Origin of the sequence: Mariprofundus sp. EBB-1 (genome assembly GCF_003665155.1) — a bacterium.
Taxonomy (GTDB): domain Bacteria; phylum Pseudomonadota; class Zetaproteobacteria; order Mariprofundales; family Mariprofundaceae; genus Mariprofundus.
Genome location: NZ_RCFQ01000009.1, coordinates 49,815 through 69,687, shown reverse-complemented (window position 1 = coordinate 69,687; position 19,873 = coordinate 49,815). Strand labels below are relative to the sequence as shown.

The following is a 19,873-nucleotide window of genomic DNA, read 5'->3' as shown; positions in this document are numbered from 1 at the left end:
GTGCTTTAACATTTCCAGCCGCACGCGGCCGGAGTAATATCATAACGGGATTTAACAATTTCATCCCATTTCCCTGCTGCGATAATCAGACCTTCAGAAGCTTGTCTGATGGCACCACGGCCACCGGCGCAATCGGATACCCAGTCGGCATATGAAAGCACAGCATGATGAGCATCTGCTGGAGTCAGGCTTAATCCACATTGATACATAGGAGGTAAATCCAGTACATCATCTCCCATCATGGCGCAGTGATTGGCAGTAATACCACTCTGAAGCTCCATTTGGCGTAAACCTTCTGCTTTGTTCAGACAGCCCTGAATAACGAATTTTATGCCCAGATCATGTGCGCGTGCTGCAACCACAGCAGAGCTGCGTCCTGTAATGATGCCTATGCTGATCCCCGCGCGTTGTAACATTTTGATACCGTGACCATCACGAACATTGAAAGCTTTTAGTTCATCACCATGTTGATCCATGATGATGCAGCCATCTGTCATGACGCCATCGACATCAAGAATAAGCATGCGAATATCCAATGCTTTATCAAACGGGAAATCGAAGCCTGAATTCTGTGTTAAATCGGTCTGTTGATGATCGTTCATCCTATACCCTCCTGCAGAATATCATGGATATGAATAATTCCGATGGCTTGCTGTGCGTTATTACAAACGAATAGCACTGTGATTTTCTCAGTCTCCATAAAATATAAAGCTTCACTGGCCAGTTTACTTGATGTGATCGTAGCAGGTTCAGGGTGCATAAGCTCATACACAGGTACATTGATATCGATCTGTCCAGATTCCAGAATACGGCGCAGATCACCATCCGTCAGGCAACCAATTAATTTGCCTGCCGCAGTAATGCCTGTAATGCCCATGCGGTGGCTACTCATCACCATAATGGCTTCACTCAGCGGGGCTTCTTCTGATACAAGCGGTAACTCATCACCCTGATGCATGACATCGGCTACGCGTAATAATTTTCGGCCCAAACTGCCGGCCGGATGTACGCGCGCAAAATCCTCTTCCTTGAATCCACGTTGTTTGAGTATGACTACCGCGAGGGCATCACCGAGAGCCAGGGTGGCCGTAGTGGATGCGGTAGGCGCCAGGTTTAATGGACATGCTTCCAGGGTGACTGGAATGTGTAATACAATATCCGCATGCTGGGCTAGAGTTGATGTTGTTGAGCCGGTAATGGCTATAACAGTTGCACCCCTACGCTTGATTTCAGGGAGTAAACCACAGACTTCGGTCGTTTCGCCACTGTGTGAGAGAGCAAGAACCACATCGTGGCCGGTAATCATGCCAAGATCACCATGTTGGGCTTCAGCGGCATGCACAAAAAATGCAGGGGTGCCGGTGGAAGCAAATGTGGCAGCGATTTTCTTGGCGATAATACCTGATTTACCCATGCCAATGACAACCAGTTTACCATGGAGCTCAAGTATTGCCTGTACTGCTGCTATAAAATCAGCACCCAATACATCCTTTTGCGACTGGATTGCCGCAATTTCTATATCCAGCACCTTATGTGCTTTTTTGAGCCATCCATGTTGCTCAGTTGTCATACTGATGTTCTGAGTATTGGTTTCAGCATCTTTTTGCATTCTTTAATTAACCCCAGCTTTGATCGTGTGTCGCGTCTTTTAACATACCCATTAAAGGGGCTGTTTGTTGTCTGAAATGGGCCATCTCTGATTTGGGTACCGGAGCCGAAGGATGCTTAAGTTTCACTGTCAATGGATTCACGGCGCGACCACGGGAACGGAATTCAAAATGCAAGTGAGGGCCGGTAGCAAGCCCTGACATGCCAACATAACCAATCACTTGTCCCTGTTTTACATAGGTGCCTTTTTTAATACCACGGGCAAAACTGCGCATATGTGCATAGGCGGTAGAATGTTCACGTGTGTTATGTTGAATAAGGATAAAACGGCCATAACCACTCTTCCAACCTTTGAATTTTATTCTTCCATTTCCCAGTGCGTGAATCGGGGTGCCACTGGGGGCGGCATAATCTACACCGCGGTGGGCACGCGTATAACCCAGAATCGGATGTTTACGTTTGGTGCGGAAACGGGAAGAAATGCGTGAAAATTTCACTGGTGCTTTGAGATATGTTTTTTGCATGCCTTTGCCGTCAGGTGTGTAATAATCGACTTTGCCTTTGGCATTTAAATAGCGAACGGATTCAAATTTTTTGCCCTGATTGACGAATTCGGCAGCAAAAATGCTGCTCTCCAGCATATTACCTTCATCATCAAAACGTTCTTCATAAACCACACGAAAGCTGTCTCCACTGCGTATATCACGAGCAAAATCGATATCCCAGGCAAAAATTTCCACCAGATTCATAGTGGTGCGTTGATCCATGCCAGCTTTCTCGGCACTGGCAAACAGACTTCCGTGAATGGCACCTGTTGCCAAGCGGTGGCGCGTAAGGATTTGACGTTTCTGTATCTTACTCTGCCAGTTACTTTCGCCACTGTTCTGGTGTAGATACAGTTGCTTCTTAGCATCAATATTATAGAAAACATCGGTGCCGGAGTTACTGTCTATGCGTTTGAAGGCATTACCAATATTAATATTTTTTAGCTTATAACTGGATTTGGCAGCGTTCACAATATAGTGAGCATCTGTTCTGGTGAAGCCGAGGCGTGTAAGAACGCTAACCGCATTATCACCAGACTGGACACGTACTAGACGTTCTTGTGGCGATTGATTGTTCACGGTGCTTACATCTGCAGTTAGCCATTCGGTATGTTCAATGCTCATGCGGGCACGGGCATCCTGACCGGCGCCACCAATAAAGAGCAGGATAAAGATGAATCCTGCCAAGGCACCAAACAGGGGATACCAGCGTGGAGATGGCAGATGTAGATGTGGTATTTTCAGGCCTTTTGTCTTAGGCAGCCGTGTGCGCGACTTGTGGGCCGGCACTTGATCTGAAAAGTCATGTTTGAACGCGTTGGACAAGCTGTATCTCCTTTGCTGACGCGAATCTAAGTGCGACGCATTGCTTGTCAAAGATTGAAGCGGCACAGTTTGGCATTAAAGAGATTTGATAGAGGGGTTATTATGCCGAGTTTTGATATTGTTAGTGAAACAGATATGCAGGAAATGACGAATGCAGTGAATCAGGTGGATAAAGAGATCACCACGCGTTATGACTTTAAAGGTAGTAATGCCAGCATAGAATTGGGTGAAGATTCTATCACGGTTGTGGGTGATGATATTAACAAGCTCAATGTTGTGACTGAAATCTTACGTGCTAAATTGGTACGCCGTAAACTTGAGCCATCATGTCTGGAATATGGTGACCCGGAAGATGCCAGTGGTAGCACCAAACGTCAGCTTATTACAATCAAACAGGGTGTGAGCACTGATCTGGCTAAAAAAATTGTTAAACTTATCAAACAGGAAAAGATGAAAGTGCAAGCCTCTATCCAGGGTGATCAAGTGCGTGTCACAGGAAAAAAACGTGATGATCTACAGGCTGTGATGGAGCTAACACGTGGTATGGATTCGGATAGACCATTATCGTTTACGAATTTTAGAGACTGATCTTTGTCTGCTGCAATAGCTGGAAAAGAATTGCCGCAATAAATTAAATGAGTGTCTGTATCGTAATACTGTTGCCTGCTTTATAGGAAATTATCCGGAGTGAGGGTTTACGAATGATGAAACTTTCAGTATGTTTACTGGTTTTTGGTATCATCATTATTGGGGGTGCATGTTATGGACATTGATGTGATTATTATTTCCGTGTTAATTGTTATTGCAGTGGGTTCAGCTTGGATTCTTTTACGGAGCGGGGCAGAAAAAAATATTTATGATCCGAATGATGTGGATTTAAGCACTGATTATGATCCTAAACATGATCATTTCAGTAAAGAACATCTCGAAAAGTTAAAGCAGCAGGAAAAGAAGAAGCCGGGTTCTACCAAAAGAAAGATTACTCCACCGGCGGCTGTAGCTGTAAAAAATCGCGAATCAGAAATTCACTCTTCATTTGAAGGGTTGGATCATCTGAAAAAACCGGTGCAGATAGAGTCTCAACAAACGAAGGGACATAAAAATCGCAGAGAAAGTGTAGATCGTCGGGTTGAAGGGCGGAGACATGGTGAAAGGCGCTCTGCTCAGGACCGTAGAGCCTGAGCGTTGGTTTTTATCCAGGGAGATGCTGAATTTCAGTATTTCCCTGTGAAAATAAGCATAAGCTGAATATCGTTTACAGAATGAGTCTATCTTACCTGCAGATATTGATTTCAGAGTGGTTACTGTGAATAAATGGTGGGTTGAAGATATTTCATCCGTTTACAGGAAAATGACCACTGCGCTGGAGTAGGATGATGCCCCCAATAGTACCGGATGAATTTCCACTTGATAATGATCTACTTTATCTCAATCACGCTGCGGTTGGTGTTTGGCCGAAACGTACGCGTGATGCAGTCAAGGCATTTGCCGATGAAAATATGTATCGCGGGGCAGCAGATTATCCAGTTTGGATGAAGACCGAACGTGCGTTAAGAGGGCGCCTCAAACGTTTATTGAACGCTGCTTCATCTGACGATATTGCACTGGTCAAAAATACCTCGGAAGCACTCTCCCTGATTGCCTATGGGCTGGATTGGAAGCCGGGCGACAATATCGTTTCCACCAATCAGGAATTCCCTTCCAATCGTATTGTGTGGGAATCCCTGCATGGTGTGGGTGTAGAACTTCGCTTGGCGGATGTCAGTGCCAACGATAATCCGGAAGCAGCCATGATGGCCCGGTGTGATGAGCACACCCGTTTGATCACAGTCAGCTCCGTTCAGTATGGCTCAGGTCTGCGTATGGACTTGAACTGTTTAGGGGCATTTTGTCGGGATCACCAGATTCTGTTTTGCATAGATGCGATCCAGAGTTTAGGGGCGTTAGCGTTTGATGCTCGGGCATGTCAGGCTGATTTTGTGGTGGCTGATGGTCATAAATGGATGTTGGGGCCGGAAGGGCTAGCGGTGTTTTATACACATCCTGAATCACGTAATCTATTGAAGTTGCATCAATATGGTTGGCATATGGTGGAACGGGCAGGGGATTTTGATGCGCTTGAGTGGAGTGTTGCCGGTTCCGCCCGCCGTTTTGAACCGGGTAGCCCCAATATGTTGGGCATCTGTGCACTCAATGCCAGCCTTTCTCTATTTGAAGATGTCGGCATGGTCGAGGTAGAAAAAGCATTGCTTGAAAATGCAAGATTAGTGATGGCATGGGTGGAGTCAGAACCGCAGCTTGAATTGATTTCACCAGATCAAGAGGGGCGTTTTGCGGGCATTGTGACGTTCCGAAATGTTGATCTGGACAAAGCAGGGCATGCGGCCTTATACCGTAAACTGATGGCATCCGGTGTGATCTGTGCCAACCGGGCAGGCGGCATACGTTTTTCTCCGCATTTTTATTCTGATCTGAGTGCTATTGCGTCTTTGAATTTTAATATAGTCAACAGTGAGGGAAACCCTCAGTAAATGGCACAGCGTTTGCTTTTAACCTGTCATCGTCTGTTTAATCAGGGGGATTGAATGGAAAAAAAGAAGTGCGATAAACAAGGACGTCGAGAATTCCTGAAAACATGCGGTAGCATGGTGGCAGGTACTGCTGCGACGTTGGCCTTTCCTGGTATTATCAGTGCACGTGACAGCAAACCAACGATTCGGGTGCTTGGCACACATGTGACGCTTCAGGAACAACTGCGTCAAAAAGCCGAGAAAGACCTGGGCATCAATATCGAATTCTATCCCGGTGGCAGTGCCGAAGTAATGCTCAAAGCATCAACTGATCCCTCCTCTTTTGATCTGTATGAGCAATGGTCCAACAGCATCAATGTGTTATGGCAGGCAGATGCGATTCAGCCTATTTCAATCAATAAACTGCAATACTGGAATGAAATTAATGACCTGACCAAGAAGGGTAAAATTTCTCCTAATGCGAGAATCGGACTGGGTGATGCCCCATACAAACTACTTTATGTGCAACCCGATGGCTCGATCGGTCCAAATCCCACAGGTGAAATCAGCTTTTTACCCTATGTTCATAATACCGACTCCTTCGGTTATAACTCGGCAGTGATTCCTAAAGGTCTTCCCTATGAAACAGAAAGCTGGGGCTGGCTACTGGATGAACAGTACAGTGGAAAAGTAGCAGTGGTGAATGAGCCGAGCATTGGCCTGTTTGATATGGCTCTGGCGGCAAAAGCGCGCGGCCTGATGGATTTTCAGAATATGGGAAATATGACTCGAGCAGAGCTGGACGAGTTATTCAAAATTATGGTCGATTATAAAAAGCGCGGTCATTTCAGAGGTGTGTGGTCTTCTGTACCTCAGTCTGTTGAATTGATGAGACGTGGCGATGTAGTGATTCAGAGTATGTTTTCACCCGGCGTATCAGCACTGAAAGGCATGGGGGTTCCATGTATCTATGCCGCGCCAAAAGAGGGGTACAGAGCCTGGCATGGTGTGATGTGTTTATCCCGCGAATCGAAGGGTGAACGACAGGAAGCAGCCTATGCCTTTATGAACTGGTGGTTGTCAGGTTGGCCCGGGGCATTTATTGCCAGGCAGGGGTATTATATATCTAACCCCGATCGGGCCAGAAAACATATGTCCGTGGCCGAATGGGATTACTGGTACGATGGCAAGCCGGCAATCGAAGCCTTGCTTGGAACGGATGGAAGAATATCCGTGCAGCAGGGAGAAATAAGAACCGGTGGTTCATATATTAAACGCTTTGAAAATGTTGCCGTATGGAACACGGTGATGGACACTTATGAATATTCGCTCCTCAAATGGAACGAATTTGTGATGTCGTGATGTTTGGTGCTCTGAAGCTTAAACAGAAAGTATTTGCCAGTTTTTTTATTGTCGGACTGTTTGCCACGGCTATCGCAGGACATTCGTATTATTCATTCGATAATGTGTTGAATAATTTCAAAGGTTTTGTCGATTTTTCTAATCGGGCACAAGTGAACCTGGAGCTGGTACGTAATGTTTCTGAAATTCAACGCCAGGCACTGATTTATACCTATGAAGGTCATCAGAGTGCCGCCGAACAGGTTCATACCTTATATGACGGCATGAGGCTTACACTTCATGGAGGTGAAAACCTTGAATCGGTTCATGCAGATTTAATCAGAAAGCACCTTCAAAGCTATATGCAGGCATTTGAACAACTGCAAAAGCAAAGAGACTTGCAGCCAAGTTGATTAATCACGACTTCAGTGAGGCTGCCAGCAAAGCCGAGGGTTATTTCAGCCAACACATGCTGCAGGGAAACAGTCATCTCCATGGTCATGAGGTTATGCAGGAAGAGCGCATTCTCAATACGCTGCTGGAGATAGAAAATGCGGCTATGCATTATTTTGATTCACTGGATCCGAAATATGTTAAAAACACCAAAGCAAATTTCAGCCAAGTCCGAGCACAGATTGAGAACTTGAAAGAACACCTCAATCAACAGGGCGGTTCAGATGAAACACAAAAGGCACTGCAGAACATTGATACATATGAACGCATTTTTCTGGAGGCGGTACAGCGTACGCGTGGGTATCTGTTTCTGGTCAATGTGGTGATGTCAGCTGAGGCGTATGAGGTTTTATATCATGCACAAAAAATGTCCGAGCAGGTTGTACAGGAGATGGGTGCTATTGAGCAAAGCACTTTCTCCATGTTTGAGCAGGTTGTTACCCGCATTGTTATTGCCATTGTAATTTCGCTGCTGCTTGTTGTGTTATTCTCCTTGTTAATTGGTCGCAGTTTAACCCGTCCATTGGTGAGATTGACGGCGGCATTTAATGCGCTATCGAAAGGCGCACAAGATACAAGAATTCCACCATATCAGGTTAAAGATGAAATTGGCGATTTGACCCGCGCTGCGGCGGTGTTTAAGGAAAAAAACCTGCAGACGCATTCACTGTTAAAGCAGGCAGAGCAGTTGACGGTAGAACTGATGGAATCGGAAGAGAAGTATATTGACCTGTATGACAACGCACCGGATATGTATGCATCGGTCAGTGCAGAAACAGCTGAAGTGCTCCAATGCAATCAGACCGTGGCTGATAAACTTGGCTACAGTAAAGACGAAATTATCGGTCAGCCCATCTTCTTCCTCTATCACCCTGATTGTATGGACAGAGTTCAGGCCGCATTCGAATCATTTGTCGAAACCGGTGAGGTGCATAACGCCGAATTGCAGTTGAAAACTAGGGACGGCCGCAAGATTGAAGTGAGTCTGAATGTCACATCTGTTTGTGATGAAAATGGCAAGGTTTTACATAGTCGTTCCAGCTGGATGGATGTGACAGAGCGTAAACAGATTGAAGAAACAGTTAGGTTATATTCCCAGGCCATGGAGCAGTCGGGCGAAGCCATTGTCATTGCGGACCCAAAGGGGATGATCGAACATATCAACCCTGCCTTCACAAGTATTACCGGTTACACAGAAGAGGAAGCCGTGGGCAAAAAGACCAGCCTGTTGAACAGTTGTGGGAAAGTATTACTTACGGGCAGACATGGCAGGGGAAAGTGATCAATAGGAAAAAGAACGGTGAATTTTATCCCGCTATTCTGACGGTTTCACCGATCAAAAATAAAGCAGGAAAAACCACTCATTATATTGGAATCCAGCAGAACCTTGAGAAATTTGAAGAACTTGAAGCACAGTTTCATCAATCGCAGAAAATGGAAGCGGTAGGTACGCTGGTTGGCGGTATTGCACATGATTTTAATAATACGCTGGCGGGTATTACAGGTAACCTGTATCTGGCAAAAAAAGCGGCATATGGGTTGCCCGACGTGGTGAAACGTCTGGGTGTGGTAGAGAAGCTGTCATTCAGTGCTGCCGCAACGATTCAGCAGTTGTTAGCATTTTCTCGTAAAGGCATTGTTGAAATGCATCCGCTTTCGATTGGATCCTTTTTAAAAGAAACCATCAAAATGCAGCAGGTTTCAGTGCCTGAAAATATTCATCTGGAACTGAATATTACTGGGTCGGATATGCAGGTGAACGGTGATCTCAATCAGTTGCAACAGGTGTTGATGAATCTGATTAATAATGCCTTTGATGCTGTGCAGGGGGTGAAAAACCCTTCCATTACGATTCATTTAAATCGCTATCTTGCGACAGCTGAGTTTTTAGCCAAGCATGAAGATGTGGATGCCGTTGAGTATGCCGTGATTTCAGTGGTTGATAATGGTTGCGGGATTAAAGATAAGTATATGGATCATATCTTTGAACCGTTTTTCACGACCAAAGAGCCGGGCAAAGGGACGGGCCTGGGGCTGGCAATGGGCTATGGTGCATTGAGAACACACAACGGTGTGATTGAAGCAAAATCTTCGGGTAAGGGCACTACAATGAAAGTCTATCTGCCATTGATTGAGTCTGATGGAGAAATGAACATAGCGATGAATGAAGATGCCGTTGTGAATGGAAAGGGCGAAACGATTCTGCTTGTAGATGATAACAAGACTGTGCTGGAAACAGGTCGCGATGTACTGGAGGGCTTGGGTTATCGTGTGCTTGTCGCGGAAGATGGCCTTGCAGCCATTGAGGTTTACAGTGAACAACAATTCGATATCGACCTGCTTATCCTTGATGTTGTTATGCCGAGATTGGGTGGCGTGGAAGCACTGCAAAGTATCCGAGAGATAAATCCGGATGTGAAGGCCATGTTTGCAACCGGTTATGATAAACTCAGTGCGCTTGGTGTCAGAGGAGAAAACTCTAAAGAAAAAGTCATTAGTAAACCGTTTGCTGTCAGTGAACTAAGCCAGGTTGTGCGAGAGATCCTGGATCGTTAATCCGTTACGGGTGTTGGATTGTACATCATTGCTCTTCTTGACCTTTGGATGGGAGTTGTGGGTAAGGTTATAAGCATAGGTTGGCGTAGCCAGAGATAGTATAATGGTCCGTTGCTGAAATTTATTTAATTTAATGATGATGAGGTAAGCTAAAAGATGCTCTGAATACCGGTGAGTGAGAAGCGTACGGCAAGCGCAACGATGAGCGCAACACCGATGGAGAGTGCAATCGAGAAGAGTGCTTCCTTGCGCCCGATGACCCGCAACATGACTGCGAAAGTGGATACACACGGGATGTAAAACAACAGGAATACGAGGAAAGTGCTGATTTGAATGGTATCCAGCATCATGCCGACTTCGAAGGTGCCAAGGGCTTGATAAATCATTACCAGTGATAGCTCTTTCCTAAGTACACCAAAAAGAATGGGTACTCCCAATACAGCAGGTAATCCCAGAGCCCAGACGGTTATCGGGGCAAGCGCCGTGTTGATGGCTTGATCGAGACCAGCAAATTGCAATAGGGCAAGGATTACGCTGCCTGCCACCAAAAGCGGTGCAACAATGGTGAGGATATCACTGGTGCGGTTCCAGGTAGAGTGCAGTAGCGGTGATAGTTTGGGCCAGCCATAGGGCGGAATTTCCTGAATCAGACCGGGGCTTATCTCTGGATAGCGGCGTGATAGTAATCGCCCGAGTGTTGCGATCACCAGTAAGCTCAACATAAATAGTAACAACACACCGATAGCACCGAGATATTTTGCTCCGAGCGCTAATACAATAGCAGAGCGGGCAGAGCAGGGCACAAAGGTGATCAACAAGGAAGAGACTACCCGGTCACGGCCACTTGTTAGCCCCTGGGTGGCGGCAATGGCGGGCACGTTGCAGCCGAGCCCTAACAAAAATGGCACAGCGACTTTGCCATGCAGGCCGATGGTATGAAAAAAACGGTCCACGACAAAAGCAATGCGATGCATGATACCGCTCTCTTCGAGTGCAACGAGCATCAATACCAAAGGCAACATATAGGGCACAACAATACCAATCAGTCCGATTAAGCCATCGACTACCGCACGCCCGACAACAGCTGTAGCAGTTTCCGGTTGCCAGCCGGAAATCATCTCAGCCAGTCTGGCTGCAGACATGGCATCGAGTGCAGTGCTCACTTCAAAGACCATGAATAGAACGGCGGCAAATACAGCCAGTGAACCGACCAGACCCCAGCGGGGGTGCAAAAATAGCATGTCTAGTCGGTCTTCCCAACTCAGTTTCGGTTTATGGATCAGTTTGGCGACGTCATCAAACATACTGATGGCACGATGATGGCGATCTGCTTTGACCTCTTCGGTTAAAGGTCTTGGTAATTCCTGATTGGCAGACGCATGCAGAGCAAGAATAGCTGGCACAGTTTCAGGGAAATGACTCTGCATTTCCGAAAGTATATATGGATCTGCTTCCAGTAAATTCATGGTCAGCATATATTTGGGCATGGCAAAAGCAGCCTTGATGTCCGGCTGATCAATCAGTTTGTGCATCTTTGCGGCCCAATGTTGAATATGCTGGCTGGCTGGTTGCGTTAGGGGACAAACTGGTTTCCTGCCAGTTTTTAATACTTGTTCAAACAGTTCAGATAGACCATGTCCTTTTAAGGCGGTGGTTGGAATAACAGGAACACCGAGTCTGTTTGACAGTAGTTCGACATCGATTTCAACACCTTTGCGGTGTGCTTCATCCATCATGTTTAGCGCGACAACTACGGGTAACCCCAGCTCTGATAGTTCAAGGCCAAGTTCCAGACTTTGCTGCAGTGCACTGGCATCAATCACATAAACAAGCACATCCGGCCGGGAAAAAGGAGCCGGAGGAGCTTGCTGTTCGTGAAGGGAAATCAAAGGGCGTGCATCGCCCCAGAGTAGATATTTTAGTGCTTCAAGGTCATCACCCTGTAAACCACGCAAGGAGTTCAGGTCAGGCAGATCAACCAGATGCACTTCATCTACGCCAATTTGTACCGGACATTCGGCATAGGGTTTATGTGTGCCGGTAAGCTTTCCTGTGCGGTAACGGGTGCTGGCAACAGCGTGGAAAATGGTACTTTTTCCACTATTTGGTTGGCCAGTCAAAGCCACGCGCAGGCGATTTTCACCGCGATAAACATGGCCGTGCAGGGTGACCGGTTGGGTAGGTATGGAAGACGTGATTGGATTCAAAACAGAATGAGACTGTGAATGGCTGGCTGCAAGTCAAGAATATCATGCTGAAAGCTCTTGTTCACTGGCGAGATACAGACGGTTTCCAGGGGCGTTTATCATTGTGCGTGTTTCATGGAGGCTATGAATAATCGTGCAAAATGTGAGATATTAAACTATATATGATATATGAATGTTTTTGTATGATGGTGGGGGGAGTTTATCTTGGTGCTGTGTTTTATTTGATGTTCTAAGTGGCGGAGAATAAGGTCGCTTTTCCGTTTAATAATAAGTTTGTAATCGAGGAGAGCAACAAGGTGATGATTGGTTCAGGAAGCAGGAACTTACTTTTGAGAATGCTTAGAACTGCGTGTCTATGCTGTGGAGTGAGCGCATGAAAGTAGTGAAGATCTCTCTTCTATTGATGATGTTTGCGATGTTGCCGGTGAGTGGATTGACGCAAGAGGTGAGTCATAAAGAGACAGATCGTTTTGAGGCGATTTCGAAGAGTATGGAACAGTACTTTGAAGCCAGTTATGTCACGGCACTTGGAGGCATTGATCAGACTGGAAATATCAATCAAAATGATCTCTTTTATGAAGGTCAGATTTACATGCATCTTAACTTGTTGAATGGAGATTCCTTTCACCGTTGGTTTAACGATGATTCGGGCAATAGTTCCAGCTTTTTTAACCAGCATATCTTTAGTGTCTATTTTCCAATCCGCATTCAGATGCGGCAGCTACAATCGAACTCTTCGCCAGTGAGAACTCCGAGCTATAATCCCGGTATTCGCCTTTTTTACACGAACAGTGCTTGGCTGAATAGTGAAAACAGAGAAGCTATGCGCTATTTATCACTGGGGTTTCATCACTATTCCAATGGGCAAAGTGGGTTGCATACCGATCCGGTTACCGGTGCTATTAACACCATCGATGGCAGTTTTTCTACCGATTATGTTGAATTCGCTTACTATCATGTTACTGATCTGCCTCTTCTGAAGTGGGCTAAGTTGAATGTCAGACAATATCTGACCGGCTTAACCTGGGAACAGGGGCAAAGTGATTATTATCAGACAAATGTGGTGACGGTAACCGGAAAAACAAAAAAACAGAGGATCAGACTGCCAGCGCTGGGAAGATATGATATTTCCGCTACCGCGCATTTGGGCTACAAGTTTGGCAGACATTTTATATCACCCAATGTAAGAGCAAAGACAAAAGATAATGTTCAGTTTGGTCTTGAATGTGAATTTGTACCTGTCGGGTGGAGTGATTTGGGACTATATGCCCGATGGGACTATGGATATGATTATTACAATATCAATTATCGCAACAAAATAAATCGCCTGCAGTTTGGTGTCGTGCAGGTTTTTGGCAAAGGAAAGTCAGAGAAATAGTTGGGTAGAAAAAACATGGAAATCACACTATGAGGCATGTAGAGAACAATTAAAGGCAGATGGCTTGTTGCGCGATGATGAAGTTCAATAGACCCACTCATCTGAGTTCCAGCGTCAGTTGGCCTCAATATTATGGAGGAAAATGAGCATGGCGAACGCAAGGATTAAATTCATCCTGATGACCATCGGTTTGGTATTGCTGGCATCATGCAGTTCCAACCCGGCATGGATGAAGCCAACTGGAAAGGCTGCTTCTGTACCTGACGATTCGGTTGCGTTTTCAACCTATGCTGAAGAGAGCCGTGAAAACATTCAATCGGTTTTGGATGATCTTCGATTTCAGAATGGCGCGGCTACTTCTCCTTATCTTGGAGGATATAGTAGTAAAGAAATTGCAAAAATGCGTGGCCCTTTTCAGGTGCCGGCAGAAGATAATAACATGTGTTGGGATTCAGCTTTGGGTGGTGGAAAAGGTTTTCTGCTGATTCATGGTTTAACGGATTCACCTTATCTGATGAGAAATATCAGTGACTCTTTGCATAAAGCCTATCCGTGCGCATTAATCCGGGCGGTGTTGCTGCCTGGTCATGGCACGGTCTCAGGCGATACCTTGGACATGACATATAAAGATTGGGTGCGTATTACAAGCTATGGTGTTCATAGTTTTCAGAAGATGGATAAGATTAAGGAACTCTATCTGGCTGGTTTTTCTACCGGCACAACATTGGCCCTGAACTATATGAAAGAGGGGAGCAACACAGAAAAAATTAAAGGACTTATTTTATTATCGGCGGCAGTTAAAGCCAAAAGTAAGTTTGCTTTTCTATCACCATATTTGAGAGGAGTGATGGATTGGGTGGATAAAAAAGGCGAGCGAGATGGCGCGCGATATGAGTCGTTCTCTCTCAATGCCGGCGCTGAATTTTATGAACTCACTAAAAATCTCACATCCAGTATCTATACACTGGATGTACCTGTCTTGATGGCTGTCAGTGCCGATGATGAAACCATTGACCCGTATGCGGCGCGCGACTTTTTTTGCGATAGAATGGTTTCTGAGCGCACGCTTATCTGGTATCAATCCCGCTTTACTGAAAAGCAAGCATTGCCATCTGCTTCATGTGAGAAAGATATTGTAACACGGCAGATGAAGGATCTTGATCAGAATTATAATGGTACCAGCTACAGGTTTACGAACTTTGCCCACACAGGTATTTCAATGGGGCCGGGAGATAAACATTATGGTGTGAATGGCAAATACCGAAGCTGTAAATATTACGAGGGTAAGGAAGATGGCTCCTTTAAAAAGTGCCAGAATGAGTCGCAGCATAGTTTTTTCGGAGAGACAAATACCAGATACTTAACTGATCAGGGGAAGCCCGGTTATCTATATCTTCGCAGAGGGACATTTAATCCTGATTACGAAAAGTTAGAACAGGCTATGATATGCTTCACAACAGAGGGATGTGATTTGAAGCGTGTCCTGACTGTTGATGAATGATACTTTAGATGATGAATACTGGAGAAAGGCTCGCGAAATGAGCGAATAATGATCACGCAGCTTTAAATAGGGGTGATGCTAATCAGGTCAATATTGTCTGGGAAAGCGCTTTTGATACATGATCTGGTTTAGTGAAAAAGTCTTTAGAAATGCATACAAGTGATATTGAGGTTGAAGATATAATGCGCCTGATTGAGAGGTGAAACGTATGTTTAAATTATATCGTGATGTTAAAGGTGGCATGCCGGGCTATCTGGTACGTCATTATTGGTGGGCATATCTCTGGCCCAAAGCAGTGTGGTTTTTTGATCATCAGATGATCATTAATGCTATTTTATTTGGGCAATATAAAAAGCTGATGGATGCTACCTTGCTGCGATTAGAGCAAGCTCCACTGGAAAGTGTCTTGCAACTTACCTGTGTTTACGGCTCTCTTACTCCGAACTTAATCCAGCGGATGAAACCTTTATCCTTGCATATCACAGACGTGGCACCAGTGCAGCTGGCGTTAGCTAAAAGTAAGGCTGCCGATCAACATGACTTGCTGGCTACACGCATGAATACTGAGTCTTTAGCTTATAAATCCGACAGTTTTTCTGCCATTGTATTGTTTTTTTTATTGCACGAAATGCCGCATGAAGCGCGTGCTCATACATTATCTGAAACTATGCGTACATTGCGCGCAGGTGGTTCATTAATCATAACAGAATATGGTGTGTTGCCTGAAACACATTTGTTATATCGTTTTCCATTGACGCGTTGGCTTATTACGCGATTAGAGCCCTTTCTGAATAGTTATTGGCATGAAGATATTGAAGCTTTATTGAATAGTGCGGCTTGCATATTCGGGAAGCAGGTAGAGGTCGTGTCCCATCAAAATATTTTTTGTTCGTTCTACCGGGTCACTGAATTCAGAGTAATGGATATCTCTGAACGATGCGTCGAAAAACATGACGCTTGAGGGTTGAAGAATCAGTGAGGTGGCGTGCTCACAGCCGTCAGTACGCTTTTTGCAATGTGTAAAAGCAGTCGATAAAGCTATATGCATGAAATGATGAAAAATGCTGTGGAAAGTTCGAGGTATGGCTGATGAGCAAGGGTAACAACTACGGATAGATACGAATTTACAAAGCCAGGGCTTTGATTACACCTGCATGGCGTAGTTCTCCATCCCATGTGTTTACGCCTTGGGCCAATGCGGGGTTAGCGGCGATGGCTTTTTCTAAACCCAGAGTCGCCAGTTCTTTCAGATAGGGAAACGAAGCTGCCCCCAATGCTTCACTGCTGCTCTGTGCAACCGATGCAGGCAGGTTGGGCAGGCAACAATGGATGACTCCTTCTTCTTCATAGGTGGGGTCATCATACGAGGTGGCACGGCTGGTTTCACTCATACCACCCTGGTCAATCGCTACATCAACAAATACGCTGCCCTTATCCATCATCGCTATCATCTCACGCGTTAACAATTCAGGTGCATGTTCTCCCTGCACCAGGGCTGCACCAATGAGTACATCGCATCCTGCCAGCTTTTCCTGCAATGCTTTCTTGCTGTAAAGCTGGGTTTGCAGCTGGCCTTGAAACAGAAGGTCCAGGTGTTGCAGGCAATGTTCATTTTGATCAAATACAATGACATCTGCCGCAAGCCCGAGCGCCACGCGCGCGGCATGTTGGCCAACATTACCACCGCCAAGAATCACAACGCGGGCTGCTGGGATGCCTGCAATACCTCCGAACAGTTTCCCTTTTCCTTTGAATGATCCCATACAGTTTTTTTGCAAAAAATGCGCTGCAAATAGCATCGCCACCCGACCTGCGATCTGACTCATGGGAGCCAGTAACGGCAGACTTCCATCAGCCAGACATACCGTTTCATAGGCTATGGCACGTACATTTTTATTTAGCAGTTCGGTGGCCAGATCCGGCTCTCCGGCAAGGTGCAGAAAGGTGAATAGTCCTAATTCGGGACGTAGATACTGAAATTCCTGAGGTAGTGGTTCTTTGACCTTCACAACCAGATCCACATTCCATGCATAGGCTGCATCATCAACCAGTTCAGCCCCTGCATCGATATAGGCTTGATCGGTAAAGCCACTGCCTGCTCCTGCCAATGTCTGCACGACAACGCGGTGTCCATCTCCTACCAGTGCTGCAACACGGAGAGGGGTTAGTGCGACACGAAATTCACCATTTTTAATCTCTTTGGGTAAACCAATGTTCATCGCATGAACCTCCGAAGGTTTAAAGGTATAGTGATCTGTTTATTCAATGAAGGTGCGTAAATAGCAGGGATGCTTATAATCTCAGGCGACCCTTTCACAAGCATGTACAATCTCATCTTTTAAATGATTCACTGCAAGCCAATCAATAGCTTCATCCAGGCTGCGATATACATGGGAATCAATACGGGCTTGTGATGCGATGGCTGCGTAGGCACGCGCTAGCCCATAGATATGATCTGCATCATGGGCTACAACAATTGCACCCAGACCATTAAATGTGCGTGGGTGGTCTTTTTCCATGCTGGCAGAAAGTACAATGCCATTTACATTCAATTCAGAGACATCCGTTAGATACCTGCAATCAGCCAGTTCAGTTAACGCTGATTCCTTCTCATTTTCCTGATGCATTTTAATGACGTGTTCAGCAAGTTCAGCATTGCTTAACTTGCCATAAATAAGGGTTAGTACGAAATTATGTTCGCGATAATAGATACGTTCAATTGCCATGGATGAGATTGTAAAAGATGGCACTGCACAAGACAACTGCATCATATGTTATGCGCTTTACTCATCAGCTTGCCGTTGCCGATGATGTGTAACTAAATTATTATCTCATCAGTCAACCGATTTGAAGGAGGGGATAAACAATGATGTATGCCCCTGCAGTATAATGAACAAGTCACCTCTACCCGCACATATTCAGGCTATGTTTTGCCCTGAAACATACCCGCATGAAGTTGATGATATTGAGATGATTCAGACCCATATTTCATGGGTCTTTTTAACAGGTGTTTATGTTTATAAGTTAAAGAAACCGTTAAACCTCGATTTCCTCGATTTTTCTACACTGGCCAAACGCAAGTTTTACTGTGCGCAGGAGTTAATACTTAACCGTCGGCTGTCAGCGGATATTTATCTGGACGTAGTGGCACTGACCAAAAAGGGTGAACGTATAGAACTGGATGGCTCGGGAAAGGTACTCGACTATGCTGTGAAAATGCACCAGTTCGATCAATCAGGCTTGCTGGATCAGCGTTTGAAAGATAATCAATTCGATCCGGCATGGATGGATGTGCTGGCCCGGGATACGGCGGCTTTTCATGCTGGACAGCAAAGCAGAGCGGAATTCGGTAATCCGCAGATGTTAGCTGATCATATTCAAACCAATCTCGATATTGCTGCACAGCATATTGGTGATGCACTGGATGCAAAGATCATGCTTGAGCTGAGGCGCTTTGCGACAGAAGTACTGGATAATCAGAAAGAGAGGTTGATGCAACGACAATCCGATGGGTTTATTCGGCCATGCCATGGTGATTTGCATCTGAAAAATATCACCCTGATCAATCATGCGCCGTGGATCTTTGACTGTATCGAATTCAGTGATGATTTCCGCATCATCGATACCATGAATGATGTCGCCTTTCTGGTGATGGATTGCGATGCACATGGCCATCCTGATCTGGGCTTCAGATTTTTATCACGATATCTGGAACATTCCGGTGATTATGCCGGGCTCAGCCTGCTCAATCTCTACCTGTTCTATCGCGCCACAGTACGTGGCAAAGTATTCATTTTATTGGCTAGGGAGCTGGCAGATGAAACCGAACGTCAGCAGCAATATGAAGAGGCCCGGAAATATTTTGATCTTGCAGCGCGTTATAGCCGATCATCACCAGCGATACTGTTTGCTGTTGGTGGTCTTTCTGGCAGTGGTAAAAGCCATCTGGCATTGCAGGGCTGTGGTGTGGAGCGCGCCATTATCATTCGCTCGGATGCTACCCGCAAACGCATCGCCAGTGATTATCCTGATCTGGATTTGTATAGCTTTGAGATGCATGTCCATACATATCAACGCATGTTTGCTGATGCCCGGACAGCACTGGAGGCAGGATTCTCTGTGATTCTTGATGCTACCTTTTTGGATTCGGAATCCCGTCAGCAGGTGAATGAATTGGCGCAGACATGTGGTGTGCAGATGCACTTCTTTTGGCTCGATGTTGAAAGATCTGTATTGGAACAACGGGTCAAACAACGCCAGAGCGCTGCCAATGATATCTCTGATGCAGACCTGCGTGTGCTTACCCTACAACTTAGCCAATATCGACGGCCCGATGAGCCCTGGCTTGAATTCCTTAGTGCCAACAATGTATGGCCCTGTTTGAATAAAGGCCATGAATAGAAACTTTAGCCCTTAATGCGGATAAATTACTTGTTTGAATGATGTTGATACCAGCTCGTTCTGGTTGTTACTCGCTGACTGAGTTATTGTTTCATTATTTAAATCTGGAGGTTCTGATGCTACGAATATTCACAGTGTTGATTGCATTAACATTTATGAGCGTGACTTTTGCAGGTAGTAGTTACGCTGATTCTAATAGTAAACAACATGATAAATATGAGAATAAAGATGATGGTTCTGAGAAAGATCATGATAGATACGGTGATAAAGATGAACACGACGGTCGGGACTTTCGTCATGAGCAGAATGATAATCGGTCGAATACCGCAGGTAGCTCTGCACATGGCCCGGTAAGCAATAGCCTTAATCACGTGGGTAACACGCTGGATCAAGCTGGACGAAAAATTGACCAGGCACGCGAGTGGTGGCAATTCTGGTAAGAGCCATTTGAGCCATGCAGTAGGTTTGAAAAAGTCGGGTGTTTGATCATCCGACTTTTTTATTGCGCAGTTTTTATTGGTATAAGAGCATGGATGTATAGCACTTGC

The 19,873-nt window shown here is 45.5% G+C and carries 18 protein-coding genes; 12 read left to right on the top strand and 6 right to left on the bottom strand.

Annotation, left to right across the window (positions count from 1 at the left end; translation table 11 throughout):
- Positions 1-5 precede the first annotated feature (5 nt).
- From D8Y20_RS05560 to D8Y20_RS05550, 3 genes are read right to left on the bottom strand one after another with little or no spacing between them, the layout of a single operon-like run.
- Complete coding sequence (locus D8Y20_RS05560) at positions 6-602, bottom strand: HAD family hydrolase (RefSeq protein WP_121542047.1); 597 nt, start codon at positions 600-602, stop codon at positions 6-8.
- Positions 599-1,570 carry an SIS domain-containing protein gene (locus D8Y20_RS05555; RefSeq protein WP_121542080.1) on the bottom strand — a complete coding sequence of 324 codons (972 nt, stop codon included), beginning with the start codon at positions 1,568-1,570 and terminating at the stop codon, positions 599-601. The genes D8Y20_RS05560 and D8Y20_RS05555 overlap by 4 nt, the downstream gene beginning before the upstream one ends.
- A 46-nt stretch (positions 1,571-1,616) precedes the next feature.
- Positions 1,617-2,978, bottom strand: coding sequence for a peptidoglycan DD-metalloendopeptidase family protein (locus D8Y20_RS05550; RefSeq protein ID WP_236075270.1), 1,362 nt, complete (start codon positions 2,976-2,978; stop codon positions 1,617-1,619).
- 102 nt (positions 2,979-3,080) lie between these two features.
- Here D8Y20_RS05550 and D8Y20_RS05545 point away from each other — a divergent pair, with 102 nt between their 5' ends.
- From D8Y20_RS05545 to D8Y20_RS05515, 7 genes are all read left to right on the top strand, one after another.
- On the top strand, positions 3,081-3,566 hold the full coding sequence (locus tag D8Y20_RS05545) for a YajQ family cyclic di-GMP-binding protein (protein ID WP_121542046.1): 486 nt from the start codon (positions 3,081-3,083) through the stop codon (positions 3,564-3,566).
- Between the two features lie 174 nt (positions 3,567-3,740).
- Positions 3,741-4,160 carry a hypothetical protein gene (locus D8Y20_RS05540; RefSeq protein ID WP_121542045.1) on the top strand — a complete coding sequence of 140 codons (420 nt, stop codon included), beginning with the start codon at positions 3,741-3,743 and terminating at the stop codon, positions 4,158-4,160.
- Between the two features lie 194 nt (positions 4,161-4,354).
- On the top strand, positions 4,355-5,509 hold the full coding sequence (locus D8Y20_RS05535) for an aminotransferase class V-fold PLP-dependent enzyme (protein WP_121542044.1): 1,155 nt from the start codon (positions 4,355-4,357) through the stop codon (positions 5,507-5,509).
- 54 nt (positions 5,510-5,563) lie between these two features.
- Positions 5,564-6,850, top strand: a complete 1,287-nt coding sequence (locus tag D8Y20_RS05530) for a PotD/PotF family extracellular solute-binding protein (RefSeq protein ID WP_201265544.1) — start codon at positions 5,564-5,566, stop codon at positions 6,848-6,850.
- Positions 6,826-7,242: a hypothetical protein gene (locus tag D8Y20_RS05525; RefSeq protein ID WP_147434022.1), complete on the top strand. Its 417-nt coding sequence runs from the start codon at positions 6,826-6,828 to the stop codon at positions 7,240-7,242. Before D8Y20_RS05530 ends, D8Y20_RS05525 begins: the two co-directional genes overlap by 25 nt.
- Positions 7,239-8,564, top strand: a complete 1,326-nt coding sequence (locus D8Y20_RS05520; RefSeq protein ID WP_121542042.1) for a PAS domain S-box protein — start codon at positions 7,239-7,241, stop codon at positions 8,562-8,564. Before D8Y20_RS05525 ends, D8Y20_RS05520 begins: the two co-directional genes overlap by 4 nt.
- A complete protein-coding gene (locus tag D8Y20_RS05515) occupies positions 8,561-9,838 on the top strand; it encodes an ATP-binding protein (RefSeq protein WP_121542041.1) in 1,278 nt (425 codons plus the stop codon). The genes D8Y20_RS05520 and D8Y20_RS05515 overlap by 4 nt, the downstream gene beginning before the upstream one ends.
- 149 nt (positions 9,839-9,987) lie before the next feature.
- Here the strand turns inward: D8Y20_RS05515 and feoB are convergent, their stop codons facing one another.
- Entirely contained in the window at positions 9,988-12,045 is a 2,058-nt protein-coding gene (feoB, locus tag D8Y20_RS05510; RefSeq protein WP_236075269.1) for a ferrous iron transport protein B, read from the bottom strand.
- A 373-nt stretch (positions 12,046-12,418) separates the two neighbouring features.
- On the opposite strand from feoB, the gene D8Y20_RS05505 reads away from it, so the two are divergent.
- The 3 genes from D8Y20_RS05505 to rquA all read left to right on the top strand — a co-directional run bounded on the left by D8Y20_RS05505 (position 12,419) and on the right by rquA (position 15,885).
- The gene (locus D8Y20_RS05505) at positions 12,419-13,423 is read left to right on the top strand and encodes a phospholipase A (RefSeq protein ID WP_161957584.1); all 1,005 of its coding nucleotides are present in this window, start codon (positions 12,419-12,421) and stop codon (positions 13,421-13,423) included.
- 148 nt (positions 13,424-13,571) lie between these two features.
- Positions 13,572-14,924 (top strand): carboxylesterase, encoded by a 1,353-nt coding sequence (locus tag D8Y20_RS05500; protein ID WP_121542076.1) that lies wholly within the window; start codon positions 13,572-13,574, stop codon positions 14,922-14,924.
- Positions 14,925-15,132: 208 nt separating this feature from the next.
- Entirely contained in the window at positions 15,133-15,885 is a 753-nt protein-coding gene (gene rquA, locus D8Y20_RS05495) for a rhodoquinone biosynthesis methyltransferase RquA (RefSeq protein WP_121542039.1), read from the top strand.
- A 163-nt stretch (positions 15,886-16,048) separates the two neighbouring features.
- Here rquA and ald read toward each other — a convergent pair whose 3' ends face one another.
- Positions 16,049-17,143, bottom strand: coding sequence for an alanine dehydrogenase (gene ald, locus D8Y20_RS05490; RefSeq protein WP_121542038.1), 1,095 nt, complete (start codon positions 17,141-17,143; stop codon positions 16,049-16,051).
- Positions 17,144-17,224: 81 nt separating this feature from the next.
- Complete coding sequence (locus D8Y20_RS05485; protein WP_236075268.1) at positions 17,225-17,650, bottom strand: hypothetical protein; 426 nt, start codon at positions 17,648-17,650, stop codon at positions 17,225-17,227.
- A gap of 163 nt (positions 17,651-17,813) precedes the next feature.
- On the opposite strand from D8Y20_RS05485, the gene D8Y20_RS05480 reads away from it, so the two are divergent.
- Both D8Y20_RS05480 and D8Y20_RS05475 read left to right on the top strand, forming a co-directional pair.
- Positions 17,814-19,325: a bifunctional aminoglycoside phosphotransferase/ATP-binding protein gene (locus tag D8Y20_RS05480; protein WP_121542037.1), complete on the top strand. Its 1,512-nt coding sequence runs from the start codon at positions 17,814-17,816 to the stop codon at positions 19,323-19,325.
- A 116-nt stretch (positions 19,326-19,441) separates the two neighbouring features.
- A complete protein-coding gene (locus D8Y20_RS05475) occupies positions 19,442-19,765 on the top strand; it encodes a hypothetical protein (protein WP_121542036.1) in 324 nt (107 codons plus the stop codon).
- Positions 19,766-19,873 lie beyond the last annotated feature (108 nt).